23 protein-coding genes and 1 pseudogene are annotated in these 21,346 nt (G+C 63.4%); 14 read left to right on the plus strand and 10 right to left on the minus strand.

Going from position 1 to position 21,346, the window contains the following annotated elements:
* The first annotated feature begins 106 nt into the window (after positions 1 to 106).
* The 3 genes from AC58X1_RS11475 (at position 107) to AC58X1_RS11485 (ending at position 4,877) form a co-directional block, all read left to right on the plus strand.
* Complete coding sequence (locus tag AC58X1_RS11475; protein ID WP_101315497.1) at positions 107 to 2,326, plus strand: primosomal protein N'; 2,220 nt, start codon at positions 107 to 109, stop codon at positions 2,324 to 2,326.
* A 123-nt stretch (positions 2,327 to 2,449) separates the two neighbouring features.
* Positions 2,450 to 4,186 carry an arginine--tRNA ligase gene (gene argS / locus AC58X1_RS11480; protein ID WP_101315495.1) on the plus strand — a complete coding sequence of 579 codons (1,737 nt, stop codon included), beginning with the start codon at positions 2,450 to 2,452 and terminating at the stop codon, positions 4,184 to 4,186.
* Position 4,187: 1 nt separating this feature from the next.
* Positions 4,188 to 4,877, plus strand: a complete 690-nt coding sequence (locus tag AC58X1_RS11485) for an SPOR domain-containing protein (RefSeq protein ID WP_101315493.1) — start codon at positions 4,188 to 4,190, stop codon at positions 4,875 to 4,877.
* Between the two features lie 71 nt (positions 4,878 to 4,948).
* Here the strand turns inward: AC58X1_RS11485 and AC58X1_RS11490 are convergent, their stop codons facing one another.
* Positions 4,949 to 5,368: an NINE protein gene (locus AC58X1_RS11490; RefSeq protein WP_101315491.1), complete on the minus strand. Its 420-nt coding sequence runs from the start codon at positions 5,366 to 5,368 to the stop codon at positions 4,949 to 4,951.
* 165 nt (positions 5,369 to 5,533) lie between these two features.
* On the opposite strand from AC58X1_RS11490, the gene AC58X1_RS11495 reads away from it, so the two are divergent.
* A complete protein-coding gene (locus tag AC58X1_RS11495) occupies positions 5,534 to 6,166 on the plus strand; it encodes a C40 family peptidase (protein WP_103435688.1) in 633 nt (210 codons plus the stop codon).
* A gap of 41 nt (positions 6,167 to 6,207) precedes the next feature.
* Here the strand turns inward: AC58X1_RS11495 and AC58X1_RS11500 are convergent, their stop codons facing one another.
* A complete protein-coding gene (locus AC58X1_RS11500; protein ID WP_497428863.1) occupies positions 6,208 to 7,206 on the minus strand; it encodes a type IV pilus twitching motility protein PilT in 999 nt (332 codons plus the stop codon).
* Between the two features lie 65 nt (positions 7,207 to 7,271).
* Here AC58X1_RS11500 and AC58X1_RS11505 point away from each other — a divergent pair, with 65 nt between their 5' ends.
* The 9 genes from AC58X1_RS11505 to AC58X1_RS11545 all read left to right on the plus strand — a co-directional run bounded on the left by AC58X1_RS11505 (position 7,272) and on the right by AC58X1_RS11545 (position 13,855).
* On the plus strand, positions 7,272 to 7,958 hold the full coding sequence (locus AC58X1_RS11505; protein WP_101315485.1) for a YggS family pyridoxal phosphate-dependent enzyme: 687 nt from the start codon (positions 7,272 to 7,274) through the stop codon (positions 7,956 to 7,958).
* A gap of 36 nt (positions 7,959 to 7,994) precedes the next feature.
* Positions 7,995 to 8,813, plus strand: coding sequence for a pyrroline-5-carboxylate reductase (gene proC, locus AC58X1_RS11510; RefSeq protein WP_497428864.1), 819 nt, complete (start codon positions 7,995 to 7,997; stop codon positions 8,811 to 8,813).
* Positions 8,814 to 8,823: 10 nt separating this feature from the next.
* On the plus strand, positions 8,824 to 9,414 hold the full coding sequence (locus tag AC58X1_RS11515) for a YggT family protein (protein ID WP_101315481.1): 591 nt from the start codon (positions 8,824 to 8,826) through the stop codon (positions 9,412 to 9,414).
* 86 nt (positions 9,415 to 9,500) lie between these two features.
* Positions 9,501 to 10,640, plus strand: coding sequence for a homoserine O-succinyltransferase MetX (gene metX, locus AC58X1_RS11520; RefSeq protein ID WP_101315479.1), 1,140 nt, complete (start codon positions 9,501 to 9,503; stop codon positions 10,638 to 10,640).
* 7 nt (positions 10,641 to 10,647) lie between these two features.
* Complete coding sequence (metW, locus tag AC58X1_RS11525) at positions 10,648 to 11,268, plus strand: methionine biosynthesis protein MetW (protein WP_101315477.1); 621 nt, start codon at positions 10,648 to 10,650, stop codon at positions 11,266 to 11,268.
* Between the two features lie 27 nt (positions 11,269 to 11,295).
* Complete coding sequence (locus tag AC58X1_RS11530) at positions 11,296 to 11,730, plus strand: DUF4426 domain-containing protein (RefSeq protein WP_497428865.1); 435 nt, start codon at positions 11,296 to 11,298, stop codon at positions 11,728 to 11,730.
* The gene (rdgB, locus tag AC58X1_RS11535) at positions 11,727 to 12,323 is read left to right on the plus strand and encodes an RdgB/HAM1 family non-canonical purine NTP pyrophosphatase (protein WP_101315473.1); all 597 of its coding nucleotides are present in this window, start codon (positions 11,727 to 11,729) and stop codon (positions 12,321 to 12,323) included. Before AC58X1_RS11530 ends, rdgB begins: the two co-directional genes overlap by 4 nt.
* Entirely contained in the window at positions 12,320 to 13,519 is a 1,200-nt protein-coding gene (gene hemW / locus AC58X1_RS11540; RefSeq protein WP_101315471.1) for a radical SAM family heme chaperone HemW, read from the plus strand. Before rdgB ends, hemW begins: the two co-directional genes overlap by 4 nt.
* A gap of 9 nt (positions 13,520 to 13,528) precedes the next feature.
* On the plus strand, positions 13,529 to 13,855 hold the full coding sequence (locus AC58X1_RS11545; RefSeq protein WP_101315469.1) for a DUF3392 family protein: 327 nt from the start codon (positions 13,529 to 13,531) through the stop codon (positions 13,853 to 13,855).
* A gap of 154 nt (positions 13,856 to 14,009) precedes the next feature.
* On the opposite strand, the gene trmB is transcribed toward AC58X1_RS11545, so the two are convergent.
* The 4 genes from trmB to AC58X1_RS11565 all read right to left on the minus strand — a co-directional run bounded on the left by trmB (position 14,010) and on the right by AC58X1_RS11565 (position 16,260).
* Complete coding sequence (gene trmB / locus AC58X1_RS11550; RefSeq protein WP_101315467.1) at positions 14,010 to 14,732, minus strand: tRNA (guanosine(46)-N7)-methyltransferase TrmB; 723 nt, start codon at positions 14,730 to 14,732, stop codon at positions 14,010 to 14,012.
* Positions 14,733 to 14,741: 9 nt separating this feature from the next.
* On the minus strand, positions 14,742 to 15,536 hold the full coding sequence (locus tag AC58X1_RS11555; protein WP_101315465.1) for a thiazole synthase: 795 nt from the start codon (positions 15,534 to 15,536) through the stop codon (positions 14,742 to 14,744).
* 49 nt (positions 15,537 to 15,585) lie between these two features.
* The gene (gene thiS / locus AC58X1_RS11560) at positions 15,586 to 15,786 is read right to left on the minus strand and encodes a sulfur carrier protein ThiS (RefSeq protein ID WP_181088344.1); all 201 of its coding nucleotides are present in this window, start codon (positions 15,784 to 15,786) and stop codon (positions 15,586 to 15,588) included.
* A 102-nt stretch (positions 15,787 to 15,888) separates the two neighbouring features.
* Complete coding sequence (locus tag AC58X1_RS11565) at positions 15,889 to 16,260, minus strand: DUF423 domain-containing protein (RefSeq protein WP_101315461.1); 372 nt, start codon at positions 16,258 to 16,260, stop codon at positions 15,889 to 15,891.
* Positions 16,261 to 16,290: 30 nt separating this feature from the next.
* Between AC58X1_RS11565 and mtgA the strand changes: the two are divergent.
* Positions 16,291 to 17,036 (plus strand): annotated as a pseudogene (mtgA, locus tag AC58X1_RS11570) (monofunctional biosynthetic peptidoglycan transglycosylase).
* 78 nt (positions 17,037 to 17,114) lie between these two features.
* On the opposite strand, the gene rpoH reads toward mtgA, so the two are convergent.
* The 4 genes from rpoH to ftsY form a co-directional block, all read right to left on the minus strand.
* Positions 17,115 to 17,969, minus strand: coding sequence for an RNA polymerase sigma factor RpoH (gene rpoH, locus AC58X1_RS11575; protein WP_101315457.1), 855 nt, complete (start codon positions 17,967 to 17,969; stop codon positions 17,115 to 17,117).
* 104 nt (positions 17,970 to 18,073) lie between these two features.
* Positions 18,074 to 19,099 (minus strand): permease-like cell division protein FtsX, encoded by a 1,026-nt coding sequence (gene ftsX, locus AC58X1_RS11580; protein WP_497428866.1) that lies wholly within the window; start codon positions 19,097 to 19,099, stop codon positions 18,074 to 18,076.
* A complete protein-coding gene (gene ftsE / locus AC58X1_RS11585) occupies positions 19,096 to 19,767 on the minus strand; it encodes a cell division ATP-binding protein FtsE (protein ID WP_101315453.1) in 672 nt (223 codons plus the stop codon). The genes ftsX and ftsE overlap by 4 nt, the downstream gene beginning before the upstream one ends.
* Positions 19,764 to 21,305 (minus strand): signal recognition particle-docking protein FtsY, encoded by a 1,542-nt coding sequence (ftsY, locus tag AC58X1_RS11590; RefSeq protein WP_497428867.1) that lies wholly within the window; start codon positions 21,303 to 21,305, stop codon positions 19,764 to 19,766. Before ftsY ends, ftsE begins: the two co-directional genes overlap by 4 nt.
* Positions 21,306 to 21,346: the final 41 nt, after the last annotated feature.

The raw sequence follows: 21,346 nt of genomic DNA on the forward strand, positions 1-21,346 counted from the left end.
ATACCAGAGCGCAGCGTCAGCGCAAGTTGTCGCACGCACCGACCGTCGTCTGCTAGGCTCGGCGCTGCCCTGAACTGTTCCGAAATGCCCTTCAGAGACCTTCTGCGTGTCCGACGTCATCCTGCGCCTTGCCCTGCCCTCGCCCCTGCGTCGCCTGTTCGACTACCGGGCCACGGCTGCCATGGCCCGCCAGCCGCTGACCCCGGGCATGCGTATCCGCGTGCCGTTTGGTCGCCGCGAGATGATCGGCATCCTGGTCGAGGTCTGCGCCACCAGTGAGGTGCCGGCCGACAAGCTCAAGCCTGCGATTGCCCTGCTCGACCCAACCTCGCCGCTGCCGCCAGCGCTGTTCAAGCTGTGCCTGTGGACCGCTCAGTACTATCAGCACAGCCTGGGCGATACCCTGAGCTGGGCGCTGCCAGTGCTGCTGCGCCAGGGCGAAGCAGCCGAAATCCGCCAGGAGCGGTTCTGGCAGGTCACCGCTGACGCGCGCCTGGACGACCCGCGGATTGCCCGCGCGCCGCGTCAGCGCGAAGCCCTGCAGACCTTGTCGCAGCACCCGCACGGCGTTGCCCACAGCCTGTTGAGTAAACTGGGCCTGAACAAGGACAGCCTCGACCTGCTGCTGGCCAAACAGCTGGTCCAGCTCGAGGTGCGCCGGCAACGCCCGGCTACCCGCCATGAACACTGGCTGGCGCAGCCGGAGCTGCCGCTCAACGACGAACAGCGGGCAGCCTTCGAAGCCGTGCGCTCGGGCTTTGGCAGCTTCCATGCGTTTCTGTTGGCAGGGGTTACCGGCAGCGGCAAGACCGAGGTCTACCTGCAACTGATCCGCGAAACCCTGGAGGCCGGCAAGCAGGCGCTGGTGCTGATCCCCGAGATCAACCTCGGCCCGCAGACCCTGGCGCGCTTCGAGCAGCGCTTCAATGCGCGCATCGCTCTGCTGCACTCGGCGGTGAACGACCGTGAGCGCCTGGATGCCTGGCTGGCGGCGCGGGATGGCGAAGCCGACATCATTATCGGCACCCGTTCGGCGCTGTTCACGCCGATGAAAAACCCTGGCCTGATCATCATCGACGAAGAGCACGACGGCTCATATAAACAGCAGGAGGGCCTGCGCTACCACGCCCGCGATCTGGCGCTGGTACGCGCGCATCAAGAGAACGTACCCATTCTGCTCGGATCGGCCACGCCCTCGCTGGAGAGCCTGCACAACGCCCACACCGGCCGTTACGGCCTGCTGCGCATGAACCACCGCGCCGGGGGTGCGAAACAGCCGCGCTTCCTGCGCCTCGACGTGCGCAGCCGGCCGCTGGACAGCGGCATCAGTGGCCCGCTGCAACAGGCCATCGGCAAGACCCTCGAAGCCGGCCAGCAGGTGCTGGTATTCCTCAACCGGCGCGGTTTTGCCCCGACACTGCTGTGCCACGACTGTGGCTGGATGTCGGGCTGCCCGCGCTGTGATGCACGCATGACCGTGCACCAGCGTTCCGGCGTGCTGCGCTGCCACCACTGCGGCTATGACGAGCGCCTGCCGCTGCGCTGCCCCAAGTGCGCGCATGTCGACCTGCGCCCAGTGGGTGCCGGCACCGAGCGCGCCGAAGAGCGCCTGAAAGTACTGTTCCCGGACTTCCCGGTATTGCGCGTGGACCGCGACAGCACATCGCGCAAAGACGCCATGCACAACCTGTTCACCACCATCCAGCGCGGCCAGCCGAGCATCCTCGTCGGCACGCAGATGCTCGCCAAGGGCCACCATTTTCCGCGAGTTACCCTGGTGGCGATCCTCGATGCCGATGGCGGGCTGTTCTCTGGCGACTTCCGCGCCAGCGAGCGCATGGCCCAATTGATCGTGCAGGTCGCCGGCCGCGCCGGGCGCGCCGAAGAGCCGGGCAAGGTCATCGTGCAGACCCACCTGGCCGAGCACCCGCTGCTGGTGCAGTTGACTGAAGAAGGCTACTTCGCCTTTGCCGAACAGGCCCTGAGCGAACGCCGCGGCGCCGGCCTGCCGCCCTTCGCCCACCTCGCCCTGCTGCGCGCCGAAGCGCACAAGCCGGGCCAGGCCGAAGGGTTTCTGGATGAAGCGTGCAGCGCCGCCGAGCGCTTGCTGGCCGAACAAGGCGGCCAGGGCATCGAGTTGCTCGGCCCGGTGCCGGCACCGATGGAACGCCGCGCCGGGCGCTTTCGCGCGCAGCTATTGTTGCAGGCCAGCGCCCGCGCGCCGCTGCACCGGCTGATCAGCGCCTGGCTGCTGGAGCTGGAACAGATGCCCAGCGGGCGTCAGGTGCGCTGGTCGCTGGACGTCGATCCGGTCGACCTGTACTGAGCTGTTGACGCGCCGTTGATACCCGCAAAGGTTGGCAACCACGGCTCAGCCACGGATAATGCTCAGTTTTTCCACCTGCGCATCGAAGCGCTCCGCCGCGCTTGCGGTCGAAAAGAGATTCCGATGAAAGACACCATTCGCCAGCTGATCCAGCAAGCCCTCACCCAACTCGTCGCCGACGGTGTGCTGCCTGACGGCCTGACCCCGGCGATTCAGGTGGAAAACGCCCGCGACAAGACCCACGGTGACTTCGCCAGCAACATCGCCATGATGCTGGCCAAGCCAGCCGGGATGAAGCCGCGAGACCTCGCCGAAAAGCTCATCGCAGCACTGCCGACCAGCGCTGACATCAGCAAAGTCGAGATCGCCGGTCCGGGCTTCCTCAACTTCTTCCAGAACACCGCCGCCCTGGCCGAGCGCCTTGATGCTGCCCTGGCCGATAGCCAGCTTGGCGTGCGCAAGGCTGGTCCGGCCGAGAAGGTCGTGGTCGACCTGTCGGCGCCGAACCTGGCCAAGGAAATGCACGTCGGCCACCTGCGCTCGACCATCATCGGTGACAGCGTTGCGCGAGTGCTGGAGTTCCTCGGCGACACGGTGATCCGCCAGAACCACGTCGGCGACTGGGGCACCCAGTTCGGCATGCTGATGGCCTACCTGCAGGAAAATCCGATCACCAGCGACGAGCTGTCTGACCTGGAAAACTTCTACCGCGCCGCGAAGAAGCGCTTCGACGAATCCGAAGAATTCGCCACCCGCGCCCGTGGTCTGGTGGTCAAGCTGCAAGCCGGCGACCCCGACTGCCTGGCGTTGTGGACGCGCTTCAAGGACATCTCCCTGTCGCACTGCCAGAAGACCTACGAGCTGCTCAACGTCAAGCTGAGCATGGCCGACGTGATGGGCGAAAGCGCCTACAACGCTGATCTGGCCAACGTCATCAGCGACCTCAAGAGCAAAGGCCTGCTGGTCGAAAGCCAGGGCGCGCAGTGCGTGTTCCTCGAGGAATTCAAGACCGCCGATGGCGAGCCGCTGCCGGTGATCGTGCAAAAGGCCGATGGCGGCTACCTGTACGCCACTACCGACCTTGCCGCCGTGCGCTACCGCAGCAACGTGCTCAAGGCCGATCGCGCGCTGTACTTCGTCGACCAGCGTCAGGCACTGCACTTCAACCAGGTATTTGAAGTGGCCCGCCGCGCAGGCTTTGTCGGCCACCCGATGCAGATGGAACACATGGGCTTCGGCACCATGAACGGCGCCGATGGCCGCCCGTTCAAGACCCGTGATGGCGGCACCGTCAAGCTGATCGACCTGCTCAACGAGGCCAAGGACCGCGCCTATGCGCTGGTCAAGGAAAAGAACCCGAGCCTGGCCGAAGACGAACTGCGCCAGATCGCCGAAGTGGTCGGTATTGGCGCGGTGAAATACGCCGACCTGTCCAAGCACCGCACCAGCGATTACAGCTTCAACTTCGAACTGATGCTCAACTTCGAAGGCAACACCGCGCCGTACCTGCTGTACGCCTACACCCGGGTCGCGGGCGTGTTCCGCAAGCTGGGCAAGGGTTACGACCAGCTCGACGGCCAGATCGTGCTGCAGGCCCCACACGAGCAGGACCTGGCCGCACGCCTGGCGCAGTTCGGCGAAGTGCTCAACAGCGTCGCCGACAAAGGTACCCCGCACGTGCTGTGCAGCTACCTGTACGACATCGCCGGGTTGTTCTCCAGCTTCTACGAGAACTGCCCGATCCTCGCCGCCGAAACCGCTGAACAACAACAGAGCCGCCTGCGCCTGGCCGCCCTGACCGGCCGCACGCTCAAGCAAGGCCTGGAGTTGCTCGGCCTGGAAACCCTGGAGCGCATGTAAGTTGGCTGCCAAGAAAAAACCTGCACCCAAGCGCGGCGCCAGCCGCCAACAGGCCCCTGCCAAACAGCCGATCCCGGGTTGGATCTGGCTGGCGGTCGGCCTGACGGTTGGCGCGTTCATTGTCTTCCTGATGAAGCTCGAGCCTGGCGGTGATGACATCAAGCGGGCCAAGCCGGAACAGCAAAAACCGGGCAGGACTGCCGAAGCAGCCAAGACCACCGCGGCCACGCCGCAGGTACCGGTCAAGCCAAAGTACGACTTCTACACCTTGCTGCCTGAGTCGGAAGTGATCGTGCCGCCTGAGGCCGTGCCGGAGAAAACTCCGCCGGTACCGGCGCAACCGGTGACCCCGGCCGAGGCTGCGAAAATCGACACAGCGCGCGCCCAGGCAGCACTGCTCGGGCAGACTCCGCCGCCGCCACCGCCGGTGATCAAGCCAGCGGCAACCACGCAGTTCTTCCTCCAGGCCGGTTCGTTCCGCAAAGAGGCCGATGCTGACAAGGTGCGGGCGCAGATCATCCTGCTCGGCCAGGTGGTCAAGGTCGAGTCGGGCACGGTCAAGGAAGAGACCTGGTACCGGGTGCTGGTCGGCCCTTTCAGCAACCGTGAACAACTCACGGTTGCCCAGAAGCAGCTGGCCGGTGCCGGCTTCAGCAACCTTCTGCTGCAACAGCGACAGACCCGTCAGTAACTGAAAAGGCCTTGCCGCGAATCGCGCCAAGGCCTTTTTTTCAGCTCGTCATTGAGGCTGGAACGGATCAGTCAGACCCGGCCGCTGTTCACATCGGAAATCTGCCGGTTGAGCGTCCAGAAGTCGTAGAGGATGCCAAGCAGGAACAGGCCCCCGGTAAAGAAGTAGATGATCGCCGTGATCCATTTACCCATGTACAGCCGGTGCACGCCGAACAGCCCGAGGAAGGTCAGCAGTACCCACGCCAGGCTGTAGTTGACCCGACCCGACTGGAAGCGCATGTCTGCCTCGCGGTCCATCGCCGGGATCAGGAACAGGTCGATCAACCAGCCAATTCCCAGCAGGCCCAGAGTGAAGAACCAGATAGTCCCGGTAATCGGCTTGCCGTAGTAGAAACGGTGCGCGCCGAGGAAGCCGAATATCCACAACAGGTACCCCAGTACCTTGCTATGGGTGTCGTGATAAGGCGCCCCTTGTTGATAAGTATTCATTCCTAGCCCTCGTGGCTTAGCCAAAAATATTCTCAGAATAAATGTGACTTTTTCATGTGAAGCCGACGCATGGTTCCTTGCAGTCGACCAACGGATCATTTTTTGAGCAAAAAGCTGTTATAAAGTTGCGCGTCATCACCTAATCATCTTTCAAGAGCTTCATCTATGCCGCCTTTATTCAAGACATGGCTGACCCTCTGCCTCTTGTTACCCCTGGCAGCCCACGCCACCAATCGTGAGCAACGACTTCCCAACGGCTTCACTGGCTACACCACCAACGCCACCGTGAAGCATGCACCGGTCAAACATGCAGCAGCCAAATCGGCCAATCTGCGTGCCCGCCCAAGCAATGCTGCCAACGCCTTGCCGGCTGTGGCCATGTCCGCCAAGCAGAGCAGCAACGTGCTAAGCCGCGCGGTAAATGTGCTCGGCACCCCTTATCGCTGGGGCGGCAGCACGCCAGGCAAGGGCTTTGACTGCAGCGGGCTGGTGAAATATGCGTTCAACGACGTGGCAGATGTCGATTTACCGCGTACCTCCAATGCCATGGCCCAGGGTCACGGCGTCAAGGTTGCCAAGGGCGATCTGAAGCCAGGCGACCTGATCTTCTTCAACATCAAGAGCCGGCGGGTCAATCATGTTGCCATTTACCTGGGCAACGACCGCTTCATCCATGCACCGCGTCGTGGCAAGTCGGTCAGCATCGACCAACTGAGCAAGCCGTACTGGCAGAAACACTACGTAGTCGCCAAGCGCGTCCTGCCGAAGGATCAACAGCTGAGCCTGGCCAAGCGCTGACAGGTGCACGCGCTGGCCTCGCAACGAGGCCAGTGCAGATGCTACCCCGTTTCGATCACGCCTTCAGCGCGCAACTGTTGCAAAGCTGCATCCATGGTCTTCATCCCCGCCGCGCCTCCCGCCTGCATCAGTGAGTAGATCTGCGCCAACCGTCCCTCGCGGATCAGGTTGCGCACAGCCATGTTCGCCAGCAGAACTTCCCGCGCCGCAACCCGACCGGTACCGCGCCGTTTGACCAGCACCTGCGCCACGACCACGCGCAGCGAGTCGGCCAGCAGGGTACGCACCAGCGGTTTCTCGTCGGCGGCAAACACCTCTACCATACGGTCGATGCTGCTCACCGCCGAGCGCGTGTGCACGGTCGCCAGTACCAGATGCCCGGTCTGCGCCGCGCGCAGCGCCAGGCGGATCGACTCCAGATCACGCAGTTCACCCAGCACGATCACGTCAGGGTCCTGACGCAGGGCGCTGCGCAGGCCTTGGGCAAAGTCACTGCTGTGCTGGCCGACCTCACGCTGGGTGACCAGGCTGCGCTGGCTGCTGTGGATGACTTCGATCGGGTCTTCCAGGGTGATGATGTGTAACGAGCGCTCACGATTGAGCCAGTCGACCAGTGCGGCCAGGGTGCTCGACTTGCCGCTACCCGTTGCCCCGCCGATCAGCACCAGGCCATCGGTGCACTGGGCAACAGCTTGTAATACATCTTCCAGACCAAGCTCGGTGATGCTTGGCACATGGCTCGGGATCAAGCGCAGGCTGGCGGCCAGGCCGTTACGCTGGCGAAACAGGTTGAGGCGGCAGCGACAGCCCTGGGTCAGGGTCACTGCCAGATCCAGTTCGGCACCGGCCAGCCATTGCTGCATCTGGTGCTCAGCCAAAAGCGGCGCCAGCCCTTGCTGCAGTTGGCCGGCAGGCATCGGCGGCAGATCGAGTCGGCGCAGGTCGCCGTCCACGCGCAGCAGTGGTGATTCGGCCTCGGCCAGATGCAGGTCGGATGCCCCCGCAGCAGCGGCCTGGGCCAGCAGGCCAGTCACGTCCATGAGACTCCCCAAAGGCTATCAAGCAGGTAGAATGGCGCAGATCACTGAGCCGCCGGCATTCTTCCATGTCCACCATAGCAGACCACCTCGGCGCCCTCGCCGCCCGTATCGACAGCGCAGCGCTCGCCTGTGGCCGCGACCCAGCCAGCATCAAGTTGCTGGCCGTGAGCAAGACCAAACCCGCCGCCGCCGTGCGTGAAGCCTACGCCGCCGGCGTGCGCGACGTGGGTGAAAACTACCTGCAGGAAGCCCTGGCCAAGCAAGATGAATTAACTGACCTGGCCTTGACCTGGCACTTCATCGGCCCCATTCAATCGAACAAGACCCGCGCGATTGCCGAGCATTTCGCCTGGGTGCACTCGGTAGACCGCTTGAAGATCGCCCAACGTCTGTCCGAACAACGCCCGACCGAGCTGGCGCCACTGAATATCTGCCTGCAGGTCAACGTCAGTGGCGAGGACAGCAAGTCTGGCTGTACCCCGGCTGAGCTGCCAGCACTGGCCGCAGCGGTGGCCGCACTGCCGGGCCTACGTTTGCGTGGTTTGATGGCCATCCCCGAACCGAGCGATGAGCGCGCGGTGCAGGAGGCTGCCTTTGCCCGACTGCGCGAGCTGCAGGCCAGCCTGAATCTTGGCCTGGATACCCTGTCGATGGGCATGAGCCACGACCTCGAGGCCGCCATCAGCCAAGGTGCGACCTGGGTGCGTATTGGCACCGCCCTGTTCGGCGCGCGCGATTACGGGCAGGCTTGAATCCATGCTTTACTCACTTTTTTCTAAGGACCTGACATGAGCAAGACACGTATTGCCTTTATCGGCGCCGGCAACATGGCCGCCAGCCTGATTGGCGGCCTGCGTGCGCAGGGTCTGGACGCTGCGCAGATTCGCGCCAGCGACCCTGGCGCCGAAACCCGCAGCCGGGTTCGCGCCGAGCACGCAATCGAGGTGTTCGAAGACAACGCTCAAGCAATCGCCGACGCCGACGTAATCGTCCTGGCGGTCAAGCCGCAGGTCATGAAAAGCGTCTGCCAGAGCCTGCAGGCCAACCTGCAGGACGGCCAACTGATCGTCTCCATCGCCGCCGGGATCACCTGCGCCAGCCTGCAAGACTGGCTCGGCCCGCGCCCTGTGGTGCGCTGCATGCCCAACACCCCGGCCCTGTTGCGCCAAGGCGTCAGCGGCCTGTACGCCACCGAGCAGGTGTCTGCCGAGCAAAGTCAGCAGGCCGAAGAACTGCTGTCGGCCGTAGGCACGGCGCTGTGGCTGGAGCACGAGCAGCAGCTGGACGCCGTAACGGCAGTCTCCGGCAGCGGCCCGGCGTACTTCTTCCTGCTGATCGAAGCAATGACCGCTGCCGGCGAAAAGCTCGGCCTGCCGCGCGAAACCGCTTCCCAGCTGACCCTGCAAACCGCCCTCGGCGCGGCGCACATGGCAGTCGCCAGTGATGTCGATGCCGCTGAGCTGCGCCGCCGAGTCACCTCGCCTGCCGGGACCACCGAGGCGGCGATCAAATCGTTCCAGGGCAATGCTTTCGAGGCCATCGTCGAACAGGCGCTGCAGGCCGCGGCAACGCGCTCCGCCGAGCTCGCCGAACAATTGGGCAAATAAGGAGCTGTTGATGAATGCACTGTCTGGCGCCGCTATTTTCGTGGTGCAAACCCTGGTCAGCCTGTATCTGGCGATCGTTCTGCTGCGCTTTGTGCTGCAACTGGTCAAGGCCGACTTCTACAACCCGCTGAGCCAGTTCGCGGTGCGCGCCACGCAACCGCTGCTCAAGCCTATCCGGCGCATCGTGCCGAGCATCTTCGGCCTGGATACCTCGTCGCTGCTGCTGGCGATTCTGATTCAGGCGCTGCTGATGGCCTTTGTGCTGATGATCACCTACGGCACCGCCGGTGACATCCTGCACCTGCTGATGTGGGCGATCATTGGCGTTACCTCGCTGTTCCTGAAGATCTTCTGGGTCGCGATGATCGTCATGGTCATCGTCTCCTGGGTTGCGCCCAACAGCCACAACCCGGCTGCCGAGCTCGCCTACCAGATCGCCGAGCCAGTGCTGGCGCCGTTCCGCCGCCTGATACCGAACCTGGGCGGCCTGGACATCTCGCCGATCTTTGCCTTCCTGGCGATCCAGGTGATCCAGTCGTTCGTGATGCCACCACTGGCAGCCTACGCCGGCATGCCGCAAGAGCTGTGGCGAATGATCTGACCCGTGCACCGCCAGCGGCAGCCTGTGCTTGCCGCTGGGGGTAGCGCTCTTTAGACTTACGCCTCCGTCAAGCGTGAGCAGGGTCGATGTCCACTGTCTTTCCCGAAGATTCCGTCGGTCTGGTAACACCGCAGACTGCCCGGTTCGATGAACCGTTGGCGCTGGCCTGCGGCCGATCGCTGGCCAGCTACGAGCTGGTCTATGAAACCTATGGCACGCTCAACAGCAGCGCGAGCAATGCCGTGCTGATCTGCCACGCGCTGTCTGGCCATCACCATGCCGCCGGCTTTCACCGTGCCGACGAGCGCAAGCCCGGCTGGTGGGACAGCTGTATAGGCCCTGGCAAGCCGATCGACACCAACCGCTTCTTCGTGGTCAGCCTGAACAACCTTGGCGGCTGTAACGGCAGCACCGGCCCGAGCAGCGTCAACCCGCTGACCGGCAAGCCCTACGGCGCCGACTTCCCGGTGCTCACCGTGGAAGACTGGGTACATAGCCAGGTGCGCCTGGCCGACCGTCTCGGCATCAACCAGTGGGCCGCCGTGGTGGGTGGCAGTCTCGGTGGCATGCAGGCCCTGCAATGGACCATCACCTACCCTGACCGGGTCCGCCACTGCGTCGATATCGCCTCCGCGCCCAAACTGTCGGCGCAGAACATCGCCTTCAACGAAGTTGCCCGCCAGGCCATCCTCACCGACCCTGAGTTCCACGGTGGCTCGTTCCAGGACCAGGGCGTGATCCCCAAGCGCGGCCTGATGCTGGCGCGCATGGTCGGCCACATCACCTACCTGTCGGATGACTCGATGGGCGAGAAATTCGGCCGCGAACTCAAGAGCGACAAGCTCAACTACGACTTCCACAGCGTTGAGTTTCAGGTCGAAAGCTACCTGCGCTACCAAGGCGAAGAATTCTCCGGTCGCTTTGACGCCAACACCTACCTGTTGATGACCAAGGCGCTCGACTACTTCGATCCGGCCGCCACACATGGCGGCGATCTGGCGGCAACCTTGAGCAATGTCACGGCAGACTACTGCGTGATCTCGTTCACTACCGACTGGCGCTTCTCGCCGGCCCGCTCGCGAGAAATCGTCGATGCGTTGATGGCCGCACGCAAGAACGTCTGCTATCTGGAAATCGACTCGCCGTACGGCCACGACGCCTTCCTGATACCAACGCCTCGCTACATGCTGGGTTTCTCGAACTACATGAACCGCATCGCCATCTGAGGACCGCATGAGAGCCGACCTGGAAATCATCCAAGACTGGATCCCCGCCGGCAGCCGGGTCCTCGACCTGGGCTGCGGCAACGGCGAGCTGCTGGCGTCGTTGCGCGACCTCAAGCAGGTCACCGGCTACGGCCTGGAGATCGATGCCGACAACATCGCCGCGTGCGTGGCCAAGGGCGTCAACGTCATCGAGCAGGACCTCGACAAGGGTCTGGGCAACTTTGCCAGCAACAGCTTCGACGTGGTGGTCATGACCCAGGCCCTGCAGGCGGTCGAATACCCCGACCGGATCCTCGCCGAAATGCTGCGGGTGGGCCGCGAGTGCATCATCACCTTCCCCAACTTCGGCCACTGGCGCTGCCGTTGGTACCTGGCCAGCAAGGGCCGCATGCCGGTTTCGGACTTCATGCCGTACACCTGGTACAACACGCCGAACATCCACTTCTGCACCTTTGCCGACTTCGAGCAGCTGTGCGTCGATCACCATGCCAAGGTCCTCGACCGGCTGGCCGTCGACCGCCTGCACCGCAATGGCATCGGCGGTCGGGTTTGGCCTAATCTGTTGGGAGAGATCGGCATCTATCGCCTCAGCAGCCCGAGCCTGAGCGAACACCAGATCGCCGTCTGACCCCGTACCGCTTGGAGGATTCGCCCGATGCGTCGACTCGCTGTATTACTGCTCGGCCTGTGCATGGCCCTACCGGTGCTGGCTGCCGATGCGGCCAAGGCCCAGCGCAAGGAAGTGTTCGGGGATGTCACCGTGCATTACAGCGCCTTCACTTCGAGCATGCTGCAGCCGGCGATTGCCACCGCCAATGGCCTGATCCGCAGCAAGAACCAGGGCGTGCTGACCGTGTCGGTGCTCAAGGGCGGCAAGCCGGACATGGCCATGGTCAGCGGCAGCGTCAAGGACCTCACCGGGCGCAGCAGCCCGCTGGCGTTCCGCCAGGTCGGCGACCCTAGTGGCGTCAGCTACCTTGCCCAGTTCCCAATCGAGCAGGCGCAGACGCTGATCTTCGAACTCACGGTTGCCAGCGGCGGCGCCCGCCATTCTTTCAGCTTCAACCAGGAAGTGTTCCCAGGCGAATGATCAATCTTCAGCAACTCGTATTGGCCAGCCATAACGCTGGCAAGCTCAAAGAACTCCAGGCCATGCTTGGCGAGTCGGTGCACCTGCGTTCGATCGGCGAATTCAGCCAGGTCGAGCCGGAAGAAACCGGCCTGTCATTCGTCGAAAACGCCATTCTCAAGGCCCGCAACGCGGCGCGCATTTCCGGCTTGCCGGCACTGGCCGATGACTCGGGCCTGGCCGTGGACTTTCTCGGCGGCGCGCCGGGCATCTACTCGGCACGCTATGCCGATGGCAAGGGCGATGCCGCCAACAACGCCAAGCTGCTCGACGCGCTGAAAGACGTGCCGGATGAGCAACGTGGTGCGCAGTTCGTCTGTGTGCTGGCGTTGGTACGGCATGCCGATGACCCACTGCCGATCCTCTGCGAAGGCCTCTGGCACGGCAGCATCCTGCGTGCTGCCAGTGGCGAGCATGGCTTTGGCTACGATCCGCTGTTCTGGGTGCCCGAGCGCAACTGCTCGAGCGCAGAGCTCGCGCCGCTGGAGAAGAACCAGCTCAGCCACCGCGCGCGCGCCATGGCCCTGCTGCGTCAGCGTCTGGGCCTGGCATGACCGACAAGCCGTCGATCCAGCTGCTCCATCCGCGGGCCTCTGGCGCGCGCCTGGCATTGCCGGAGCTGCCCCCGCTGTCGCTGTACATCCATATCCCCTGGTGCGTGCGCAAGTGCCCCTACTGCGACTTCAACTCGCACCAGGCCGGCCCTGATCTGCCTGAAGAAGCCTACGTCGACGCCTTGCTGGCAGATCTTGAACAAGAGCTGCCTGCCGTGCAGGGCCGCACCATCAGCACGATCTTCTTTGGCGGTGGCACGCCAAGCCTGTTCAGCGCCGCTGCGCTGGACCGCCTGCTGCGCGGGGTTGAACAGCGCATTGCGTTTGCCGCCGATATCGAGATAACCCTCGAGGCCAACCCGGGCACCTTCGAGCAGGACAAGTTCAAGGCTTACCGGCAGACCGGTATCAATCGCCTGTCGATCGGCGTGCAGAGCTTCCAACCGGCCAAGCTGGAGAAGCTTGGCCGCATTCATAACGGCGACGAGGCGATCCGCGCAGCCGACATGGCGCGCGCCGCAGGTTTTGACAACTTCAACATGGACCTGATGCACGGCCTGCCCGATCAGTCGTTGGAGGACGCCTTGGGCGACCTGCAGCAGGCAATCGACCTGGGCCCAACGCACCTGTCCTGGTATCAGCTTACCGTCGAGCCGAACACGGTGTTCTGGAACCAGCCGCCCGAGCTGCCTGAAGACGACATCCTCTGGGATATTCAGGAAGCCGGGCAGTTGCTGCTGGCCAACAATGGTTTCCATCAGTACGAAGTGTCGGCCTATGCGCAGGCCGATCGCGCAGCACGGCACAACCTCAATTACTGGCGCTTCGGCGACTTCATCGGCATCGGCGCCGGCGCCCACGGCAAGCTGTCGTTCGCCGACGGGCGCATCCTGCGCACCTGGAAGACGCGTCTACCCAAGGACTACCTGAACCCGGCCAAGCCGTACAAGGCTGGGGAGAAGCTGCTGCCAGTGGATGAGCTGCCGTTCGAGTTTTTGATGAATGCGCTGCGCCTGACGGATGGGGTCGAGGCTGAGTTGTTCCACCGCCGCACCGGTCTGCCGCTGGCGCAGCTGGCCGAAGCCCGGCGCCTGGCCGAACAAAAGGGGCTTTTGCAGGTCGAACCGGATCGGCTGGCAGCAACACCGCGCGGCCAGTTGTTCCTCAATGACCTGCTGCAGTATTTCTTGACCTAAGGATGACCCATGGACCTGGTACTTGACCTGCTTGCGACCGTGTCGCGCTGGAGCCGCAGCAACCTGTCGGAGATCTCGCTGGCGTTGGTAGGCTGCCTGCTGGTGCTGTTCGGCACGGATATCAAGGGTTGGGTAGACCAGCGCCTGGGCGGCCTGGCCGGCGCGTTGCGCATACCATTCATGGCCTTGCTGGTGATGGTGGGCAGCGGTGCGGCGTTGATCTATGCCACGCCGTGGGTGATCAAGGGTCTCAGCCAGTTCAACAACTACGCACTGGCGCCGGTACTGCTGGTGGTGCTGGTGTTGATCGGTGTGGTGGCTGATCGTCGTGGTTGACGTGTAGACCGTGTGTTGGGGCACTTTGCGCCCCTTTCGCGACACAAGGCCGCTCCTGCAGGGGCGCGCAATGTCCAGAGCACGCGGTCGATGTAGGAGCGGCCTCGTGTCGCGAAAGGGGCGCACAGCGCCCCCAATCCAGCCAACGCCGGTATCAGTCAACCTTCTCGAACTTCAAATCCCAGACGCCATGCCCAAGTCGTTCGCCACGGCGTTCGAACTTGGTGATCGGCCGCTCTGTGGGCCGCGGTACATAGGTGCCATCCTCGGCCTGGTTGCGATAGCCCGGCGCGGCGCTCATCACTTCCAGCATGTACTCGGCATACGGTTCCCAGTCGGTGGCCATATGGAAAACGCCACCCGGCTTGAGCTTGCTGCGCACCAGTTCGGCGAACTCCAGCTGGACGATGCGGCGCTTGTGGTGACGAGCCTTGTGCCACGGGTCCGGGAAGAACAGCATCAAGCGATCAAGGCTGTTATCCGCGACACAGCGGTTGAGCACTTCGATCGCATCGCAGTCGTACACCCGCAGGTTCTGCAGCCCCTGGGTCAGCACGCCATTGAGCAGCGCGCCAACACCCGGGCGGTGCACTTCGACGCCGATGAAGTCCTGCTCTGGTGCGGCAGCAGCCATCTCCAGCAGCGAGTGCCCCATGCCGAAGCCGATTTCCAGGGTACGCGGCGCCGAGCGGCCGAATACCTGGTCGTAATCGACCGGGCTGTCGGCCAGCGGTAGCACGAACAGGGGCGCGCCCTGATCAAGACCACGTTGCTGGCCTTCGGTCATGCGCCCAGCGCGCATCACGAAACTCTTGATGCGGCGGTGCGGGCGCTCTTCGCCGTCAGCGGGGATCGGCGTATCTTGCGATTCAGTCATCAGAAACTCTTACTTGATCAGACCATCCAGCGGCGACGAGGCGCTGGCATACAGTTTTTTCGGCATACGCCCGGCCAGATAAGCCAGACGACCCGCATTGATAGCGTATTTCATGGCTTCGGCCATCAGCACCGGTTGCTGGGCGTGGGCGATGGCCGAGTTCATCAGCACCGCCTCGCAGCCCATTTCCATGGCGATGGTGGCATCGGAAGCGGTACCGACGCCGGCATCGACCAGCACCGGCACCTTGGATTCTTCAAGGATGATCTGCAGGTTGTACGGGTTGCAAATGCCCAGGCCGGTACCGATCAGGCCCGCCAGCGGCATCACCGCGATGCAGCCGATCTCTGCCAGCTGACGCGCGATGATTGGGTCATCACTGGTGTAGACCATCACGTCGAAACCTTCCTTGACCAGCACTTCGGCGGCCTTGAGGGTTTCGATCACATTGGGGAACAGGGTCTTCTGGTCGGCGAGCACTTCCAGCTTGACCAGGTTGTGGCCATCGAGCAGCTCACGGGCCAGGCGGCAGGTACGCACGGCTTCGATTGCGTCGTAGCAGCCAGCGGTGTTGGGCAGGATGGTGTAGCGGTCGGGTGGCAGCACGTCGAGCAGGTTCGGCTCGCCCGGGATCTGGCCCAGGTTGGTGCGGCGCACGGCGACTGTGACGATCTCGGCACCCGAGGCTTCGATGGCCAGGCGGGTTTCTTCCATGTCACGGTACTTGCCGGTGCCAACCAGCAGGCGCGACTGGAACGTGCGCCCGGCCAGGATGAAGGGCTTGTCGCTACGAACATTGCTCATCGTTGTTCCTCTGGAAAGGTTGCGGGACTTGCAGGTGAACGTCAGGCGACTAGCCGCCGCCGATGGCGTGCACCACTTCGAGCTGATCACCTTCGTTTAGCAGCGTGCTGTCGTGCTGGCTGCGCGGCACGATATCGAGGTTGAGCTCGACAGCCACCCGGCGCCCAGTCAGCTCCAGCCGCGCGAGCAAGCCGGCAACGTTCTCACCGGCAGGCACTTCGTAGGGTTCACCGTTCAATTGAATGCGCATGCACACGGCCACCGTTGTTCTTTGGGGCCCGCATTCTAGCCCCGATCAACCCCTGAACCCAAGGGCGACAGCCGCCATTAGTCGCGATTGTGGACCAGCCGGTCAGCCCAGCCGCCACGCCGCCAGGCCCAGGCACAGCCAGCCGGCAAGGAAGCACAGGCCGCCGATGGGGGTAATCATGCCCAGCTTGCTCACGCCGGTCAGGGTCAGCAGGTAAAGGCTACCGGAGAACAGCACGATGCCCACGGCGAACAGACAACCGGCCCAGCCGACCAGCCGCCCTGGCAGATGCGCAGCCAGCAGGGCAACGCCAAACAGCGCCAGGGCATGCACCAGCTGATAGGTCACACCGGTATGAAAGATCGCCAGGTAGTCGGCAGTCAGGCGGTTTTTCAGGCCGTGCGCGGCAAACGCACCGAGGGCGACACCGGTGAAGGCAAAAAACGCGGCCAGCATGAGGAAGCTTCGAAGCATGGGGAGGACTCCTCGAGAGGGGTCTGTATAATGGCCGGTTCCATCGGTCCGGCCAAGCCATCGCCATGCTGTCATCCCTGATCCGTCGCTGCGTACGCGCCCTGCTCTGGTTTGCCGCCGGCAGTATAGTGCTGGTTCTAGTCCTGCGCTGGGTGCCGCCACCGGGCACCGCGCTGATGGTCGAGCGCAAGGTGCAGTCGTGGTTCAGTGGCGAGCCGATCGACCTGCAGCGTGACTGGCAGCCGTGGCAGGGCATATCCGATGACCTCAAGGTTGCGGTGATTGCCGGTGAAGACCAGAAATTTGCCAGCCACTGGGGCTTTGACATCCCGGCGATTCAGGCAGCGTTTGCCCATAACGAGCGCGGCGGCAATATTCGCGGAGCGAGCACCTTGACCCAGCAGGTAGCCAAAAACCTGTTCCTGTGGTCGGGCCGCAGCTGGTTTCGCAAAGGCCTGGAAGCCTGGTTCACGGCGTTGATCGAGCTGTTCTGGTCCAAGGAGCGGATCCTTGAGGTATACCTGAACAGCGTCGAATGGGGCCCTGGGGTATTTGGCGCCCAGGCCGCAGCGCGTTACCACTTTGGCGTCGATGCCAGCCGCCTGACGCGCCAGCAAGCCGCACAACTGGCTGCAGTGCTGCCCAGCCCGCTTAAGTGGAATGCCGGCCGGCCGAGCACCTACGTTGCCAGCCGCGCAGGCTGGATTCGCCGGCAGATGAGCCAGCTGGGCGGCGCCGACTACCTGCAGCAGCTTGAGGCAGGCCGCAGCCAGTGAATTAGCCGCTGGCGTTCAGCAGCGACAAAAAAACCGCCTGCCCCATCAGGGCCAGGCGGTTTTTTATTGCTGCGACGATCAGGCTGCGATCAGTGCCTTGACCTTGTTCATCGCATTCTTCTCGAGCTGGCGAATACGCTCAGCCGATACGCTGTACTTCTCGGCCAGCTCATGCAATGTGGCCTTCTCTTCAGCCAGCCAGCGCTGATAGAGAATGTCGCGGCTGCGATCATCCAGCCCGCTCAGGGCCTGGTGCAGATTGCTGGTGGAGTTATCGCTCCAGTCAGCGTCCTCGAGCTGCATCGCCGGATCGTAGCGGTGATCTTCAAGGTAATGCGCCGGCGATTGGAACGCGCTGTCGTCGTCCGCTTCAGCAGCAGGATCGAAGGCCATGTCATGGCCGCTCAGGCGGCTTTCCATCTCGCGCACTTCACGCGGCTCGACGCCCAGGCTTTCGGCGACACGATGCACTTCATCGTTGTTCAGCCAGGCCAGACGCTTCTTCTGGCTGCGCAGGTTGAAGAACAGCTTGCGCTGGGCCTTGGTGGTCGCGACCTTGACGATGCGCCAGTTGCGCAGGATGAACTCATGGATCTCGGCCTTGATCCAGTGCACCGCGAAGGACACCAGACGTACGCCCATTTCCGGGTTGAAGCGTTTGACAGCCTTCATCAGGCCGACGTTACCTTCCTGGATCAGGTCAGCTTGCGCCAGCCCATACCCTGCATAGCTGCGTGCGATGTGCACGACGAAGCGCAGGTGGGCCATAACCATTTGCCGAGCAGCCTCAACATCCTGCTCGTAAAAAAGACGTTCGCCCAGTTCACGCTCCTGCTCGGGCGTCAGCAGGGGAATGCTGTTCACCGTATGTACGTAGGCTTCCAGGTTTGCACCGGGGACCAACGCATAGGCAGGTTGCAACGAAGTGGTCATTCAAGAACCTCCGACTCACTGGATTCGTGCCTTGTGAGCACTGCCATAAATGACCGGAAACTGTCGTGCAAGTTCCCGTTTACGTCAATGATGGCGCAAAAACATTATCGTGGGGCCAGCTCATTCAAGTGGCGAGCCACCGCAATCCATGCACCGATATACCCTAACAACACCGCACCAATCAAGAGCGACAGACCGTCGGCAGCCGGCACACCGGCCAGCGCAAAGTCACTGCCATACAGCCCGGACAAGCCGATTACCGCGTCGTTGAGCCAGTTCAGGCCAAACGCCAGAATCGCCCAGGCCAGCAGCCCGGCGCCCAGCCCATACAGCGCGCCCATATACAGAAACGGCCGGCGTACGTAGCTGTCGGTACCACCGACCAGCTTGATCACTTCGATCTCGACGCGGCGGTTCTCGATGTGTAGACGAATTGTGTTACCGATTACTAACAACAAAGCTGAAACCAGCATCACGGCCAGGCCAAAGACGAAACGATCGCCCAGCTTGAGGATCGCCGCCAACCGCTCGACCCAGACCAGGTCCAGCTGCGCCACATCCACCCGTGGAAGCTCAGCCAGGCGCTGGCGCAAGGCTTCCAGGGCCGGCTTGTCGACTTCGGTCGGGGTCACTACGACCACCCCGGGCAAGGGGTTTTCCGGCAACTCGCGCAGCGCCTGGCCGAGGCCCGACTGCTGCTGGAACTCTTCCAGAGCCTCTTCGCGGCTGACGAACTGGGCATCTGCTACGCCAGGCATGCCTTTGATTTCATCTCGCAGCGCTTCGCCTTCCCTACTGCCCGCATCGAGCTTGAGGTACAGCGAAATCTGCGCAGCGCGCTGCCAGGAGCCGCCCAGTTGCTCGACGTTCTTCAGCAACAGCGACAGGCCCATGGGCATGCTCAGGGCCACGGCCATCACCAGGCAGGTGAAGAAGCTGCCGATCGGCTGCTTGGCCAACCGGCGCAGGCTGTCGAGCAGGCTGGCGCGGTGGCTTTCCAGCCAGGCGTGGAACAGGGTGCGGAAGTCCGGGCCGTCGTCGTCGCTGCCGCCGCGTTTCTTGCTTGGTTGCGGATCAGCGGGCTTGGGCGCAACACGCTCGGAAACCTTGGGGGTGCGGGTAGTACTCATTGGCCAGCCTCGCCATCGCCGATCAGTCGGCCGCGTTGCAGGGTCAGCATGCGGTGGCGCATGCGGGCGATCAGTGCCAGGTCGTGACTGGCAATCAGAACGGTGGTGCCGAGGCGATTGATGTCCTCGAACACGCCCATGATCTCGGCCGCCAGGCGCGGGTCGAGGTTGCCAGTAGGTTCGTCAGCCAGCAGCAAAGCCGGCTGGTGAACGATGGCACGGGCAATACCGACGCGTTGTTGCTGGCCGGTGGACAGGTCCGCCGGGAACAAATCGCCCTTGTCGCTCAGTGCCACGCGCTCCAGCGCCGAATCAACGCGCTTGGCGATTTCCGGCTTGGACAGCCCGAGAATCTGCAACGGCAAGGCGATGTTGTTGAACACGGTGCGGTCGAACAGCAGCTGGTGATTCTGGAACACCACGCCGATCTGCCGGCGCAGAAACGGGATCTGCGCGTTGCTGATCTGGCCGAGATCTTGCCCCGCCAGCAGCAGCTTGCCGCTGGTCGGGCGCTCCATGGCCAGCAACAGACGCAGCAAGGTGCTCTTGCCGGCGCCGGAGTGGCCGGTAACGAACAGGAACTCGCCGCGACGGGCGCGGAAACTCAGCTCATGCAGGCCGACGTGGCCGTTGGGGTAGCGCTTGGCGACCTGTTCGAATCGAATCATGAAGGCTCCCGCTCATTGAACAGGGCTTTGACGAACGGCTCGGCCTCGAAGGTGCGCAGGTCATCGATGCCTTCACCCACACCGATAAAGCGGATCGGCAGTTTGAACTGCTTGGCCAGGGCGAAGATCACCCCGCCTTTGGCGGTGCCGTCCAGCTTGGTCAGGGCCAGGCCGGTCAGCTCGACGCTCTGGTGGAAGTACTTGGCCTGGCTGATGGCGTTCTGGCCGGTGCCTGCATCCAGCACCAGCAGCACTTCGTGGGGTGCGTCGGCATCCAGCTTGGCGATGACCCGACGGACCTTCTTCAGCTCTTCCATCAGGTTGTCTTTGGTGTGCAGGCGGCCAGCAGTGTCGGCGATCAGCACATCGGCGCCACGAGCCTTGGCGGCCTGTACGGCATCGAAGATCACCGAAGCCGAGTCGGCGCCGGTGTGCTGGGCGATGACCGGGATCTGGTTACGCTCACCCCAGACCTGCAACTGCTCGACCGCAGCGGCGCGGAAGGTGTCGCCGGCAGCCAGCATGACCTTCTTGCCATCGAGCTGGAGCTTCTTGGCCAGCTTGCCGATAGTGGTGGTTTTGCCAGCGCCGTTCACGCCAACCACGAGGATCACGTAGGGTTTGTGCTGGGTGTCGATGTGCAAGGGCTGCTCGACCGGGCGCAGCAGCGCGGTCAGCTCGTCCTGCAGCGACTTGTACAGCGCGTCGGCGTCGGCCAGCTGCTTGCGCGCAACCTTCTGCGTCAGGTTCTGCACGATCACCGACGTGGCTTCGACGCCGACGTCGGCGGTCAGCAAGCGGGTTTCGATTTCTTCGAGCAGATCATCGTCGATGATTTTCTTGCCCAGGAACAGGCTGGCCATGCCTTCGCCGATGCTGGCGCTGGTCTTGGACAGGCCTTGCTTGAGGCGGGCGAAGAACCCGGCCTTGGCAGGTTCGCTGGCAACGGCAGGGGCTGCGGCCGGCTCGACGACGGCAGGCAGAACGGCGGCGACAACAGCCGGCTCAGGTTCGACGACTGGCGCGACAGCAACTACCGGAGCTGGTGGCTCTGGTTCTGGCGTTGGCTCGAGTACAGGAGCCTGAGCAACCAATTCAGGCTCGGCAACCACTTCAACCGCAACCGGCTCGACCAGCGGCCGCACAGGAATGACCGGTGGCGCAACTGGCTCAAGGTCCGGCACCAGCGCAACCGGCTCCTCGGCCACCGGCAGCACCAGATTGCTGACCGGCGGTGCAGTTTCAGCCACGGGCGCTGGCGCAAGCGGCTCACGTTCAGGTTCAGGCGCAGCCTCGACAACCGGCTGCGGCGCAATCACCGGCGCCGCTTCAAGCAGCACAGGCTCAGGCTCGGCCAGCGCCGCCGGCGCAACCGGAGCAGCCTGCTCGACGGGTGCAACAGGCTCTGCAACCTGGGTTTCAGGGGTTTGCGGCTGTTCGGCGACAGCTTGCTGTGGTTTCTTGCGGAACCAGCCGAACAGGCCTTTTTTCTCACCAGCCTCGGCCGGCGCTTTCTTGTCGTCGTTGGAACCAAACATGGAGGACGGCTATCTCAAGTCGCGATGAGCCATTAGTGGCG

The sequence above is a fragment of the Pseudomonas sp. PGPR N4 genome (assembly GCF_059693665.1).

Coding starts and splice junctions, on each gene's coding strand:
- argS (WP_101315495.1), top strand. CDS start 2,450: ATGAAAGACACCATTCGCCAGCTGATCCAGCAAGCCCTCACCCAACTC.
- AC58X1_RS11490 (WP_101315491.1), bottom strand. CDS start 5,368: ATGAATACTTATCAACAAGGGGCGCCTTATCACGACACCCATAGCAAG.
- AC58X1_RS11495 (WP_103435688.1), top strand. CDS start 5,534: ATGCCGCCTTTATTCAAGACATGGCTGACCCTCTGCCTCTTGTTACCC.
- AC58X1_RS11500 (WP_497428863.1), bottom strand. CDS start 7,206: ATGGACGTGACTGGCCTGCTGGCCCAGGCCGCTGCTGCGGGGGCATCC.
- AC58X1_RS11505 (WP_101315485.1), top strand. CDS start 7,272: ATGTCCACCATAGCAGACCACCTCGGCGCCCTCGCCGCCCGTATCGAC.
- proC (WP_497428864.1), top strand. CDS start 7,995: ATGAGCAAGACACGTATTGCCTTTATCGGCGCCGGCAACATGGCCGCC.
- AC58X1_RS11515 (WP_101315481.1), top strand. CDS start 8,824: ATGAATGCACTGTCTGGCGCCGCTATTTTCGTGGTGCAAACCCTGGTC.
- metX (WP_101315479.1), top strand. CDS start 9,501: ATGTCCACTGTCTTTCCCGAAGATTCCGTCGGTCTGGTAACACCGCAG.
- metW (WP_101315477.1), top strand. CDS start 10,648: ATGAGAGCCGACCTGGAAATCATCCAAGACTGGATCCCCGCCGGCAGC.
- AC58X1_RS11530 (WP_497428865.1), top strand. CDS start 11,296: ATGCGTCGACTCGCTGTATTACTGCTCGGCCTGTGCATGGCCCTACCG.
- rdgB (WP_101315473.1), top strand. CDS start 11,727: ATGATCAATCTTCAGCAACTCGTATTGGCCAGCCATAACGCTGGCAAG.
- hemW (WP_101315471.1), top strand. CDS start 12,320: ATGACCGACAAGCCGTCGATCCAGCTGCTCCATCCGCGGGCCTCTGGC.
- AC58X1_RS11545 (WP_101315469.1), top strand. CDS start 13,529: ATGGACCTGGTACTTGACCTGCTTGCGACCGTGTCGCGCTGGAGCCGC.
- trmB (WP_101315467.1), bottom strand. CDS start 14,732: ATGACTGAATCGCAAGATACGCCGATCCCCGCTGACGGCGAAGAGCGC.
- AC58X1_RS11555 (WP_101315465.1), bottom strand. CDS start 15,536: ATGAGCAATGTTCGTAGCGACAAGCCCTTCATCCTGGCCGGGCGCACG.
- thiS (WP_181088344.1), bottom strand. CDS start 15,786: ATGCGCATTCAATTGAACGGTGAACCCTACGAAGTGCCTGCCGGTGAG.
- AC58X1_RS11565 (WP_101315461.1), bottom strand. CDS start 16,260: ATGCTTCGAAGCTTCCTCATGCTGGCCGCGTTTTTTGCCTTCACCGGT.
- rpoH (WP_101315457.1), bottom strand. CDS start 17,969: ATGACCACTTCGTTGCAACCTGCCTATGCGTTGGTCCCCGGTGCAAAC.
- ftsX (WP_497428866.1), bottom strand. CDS start 19,099: ATGAGTACTACCCGCACCCCCAAGGTTTCCGAGCGTGTTGCGCCCAAG.
- ftsE (WP_101315453.1), bottom strand. CDS start 19,767: ATGATTCGATTCGAACAGGTCGCCAAGCGCTACCCCAACGGCCACGTC.
- ftsY (WP_497428867.1), bottom strand. CDS start 21,305: ATGTTTGGTTCCAACGACGACAAGAAAGCGCCGGCCGAGGCTGGTGAG.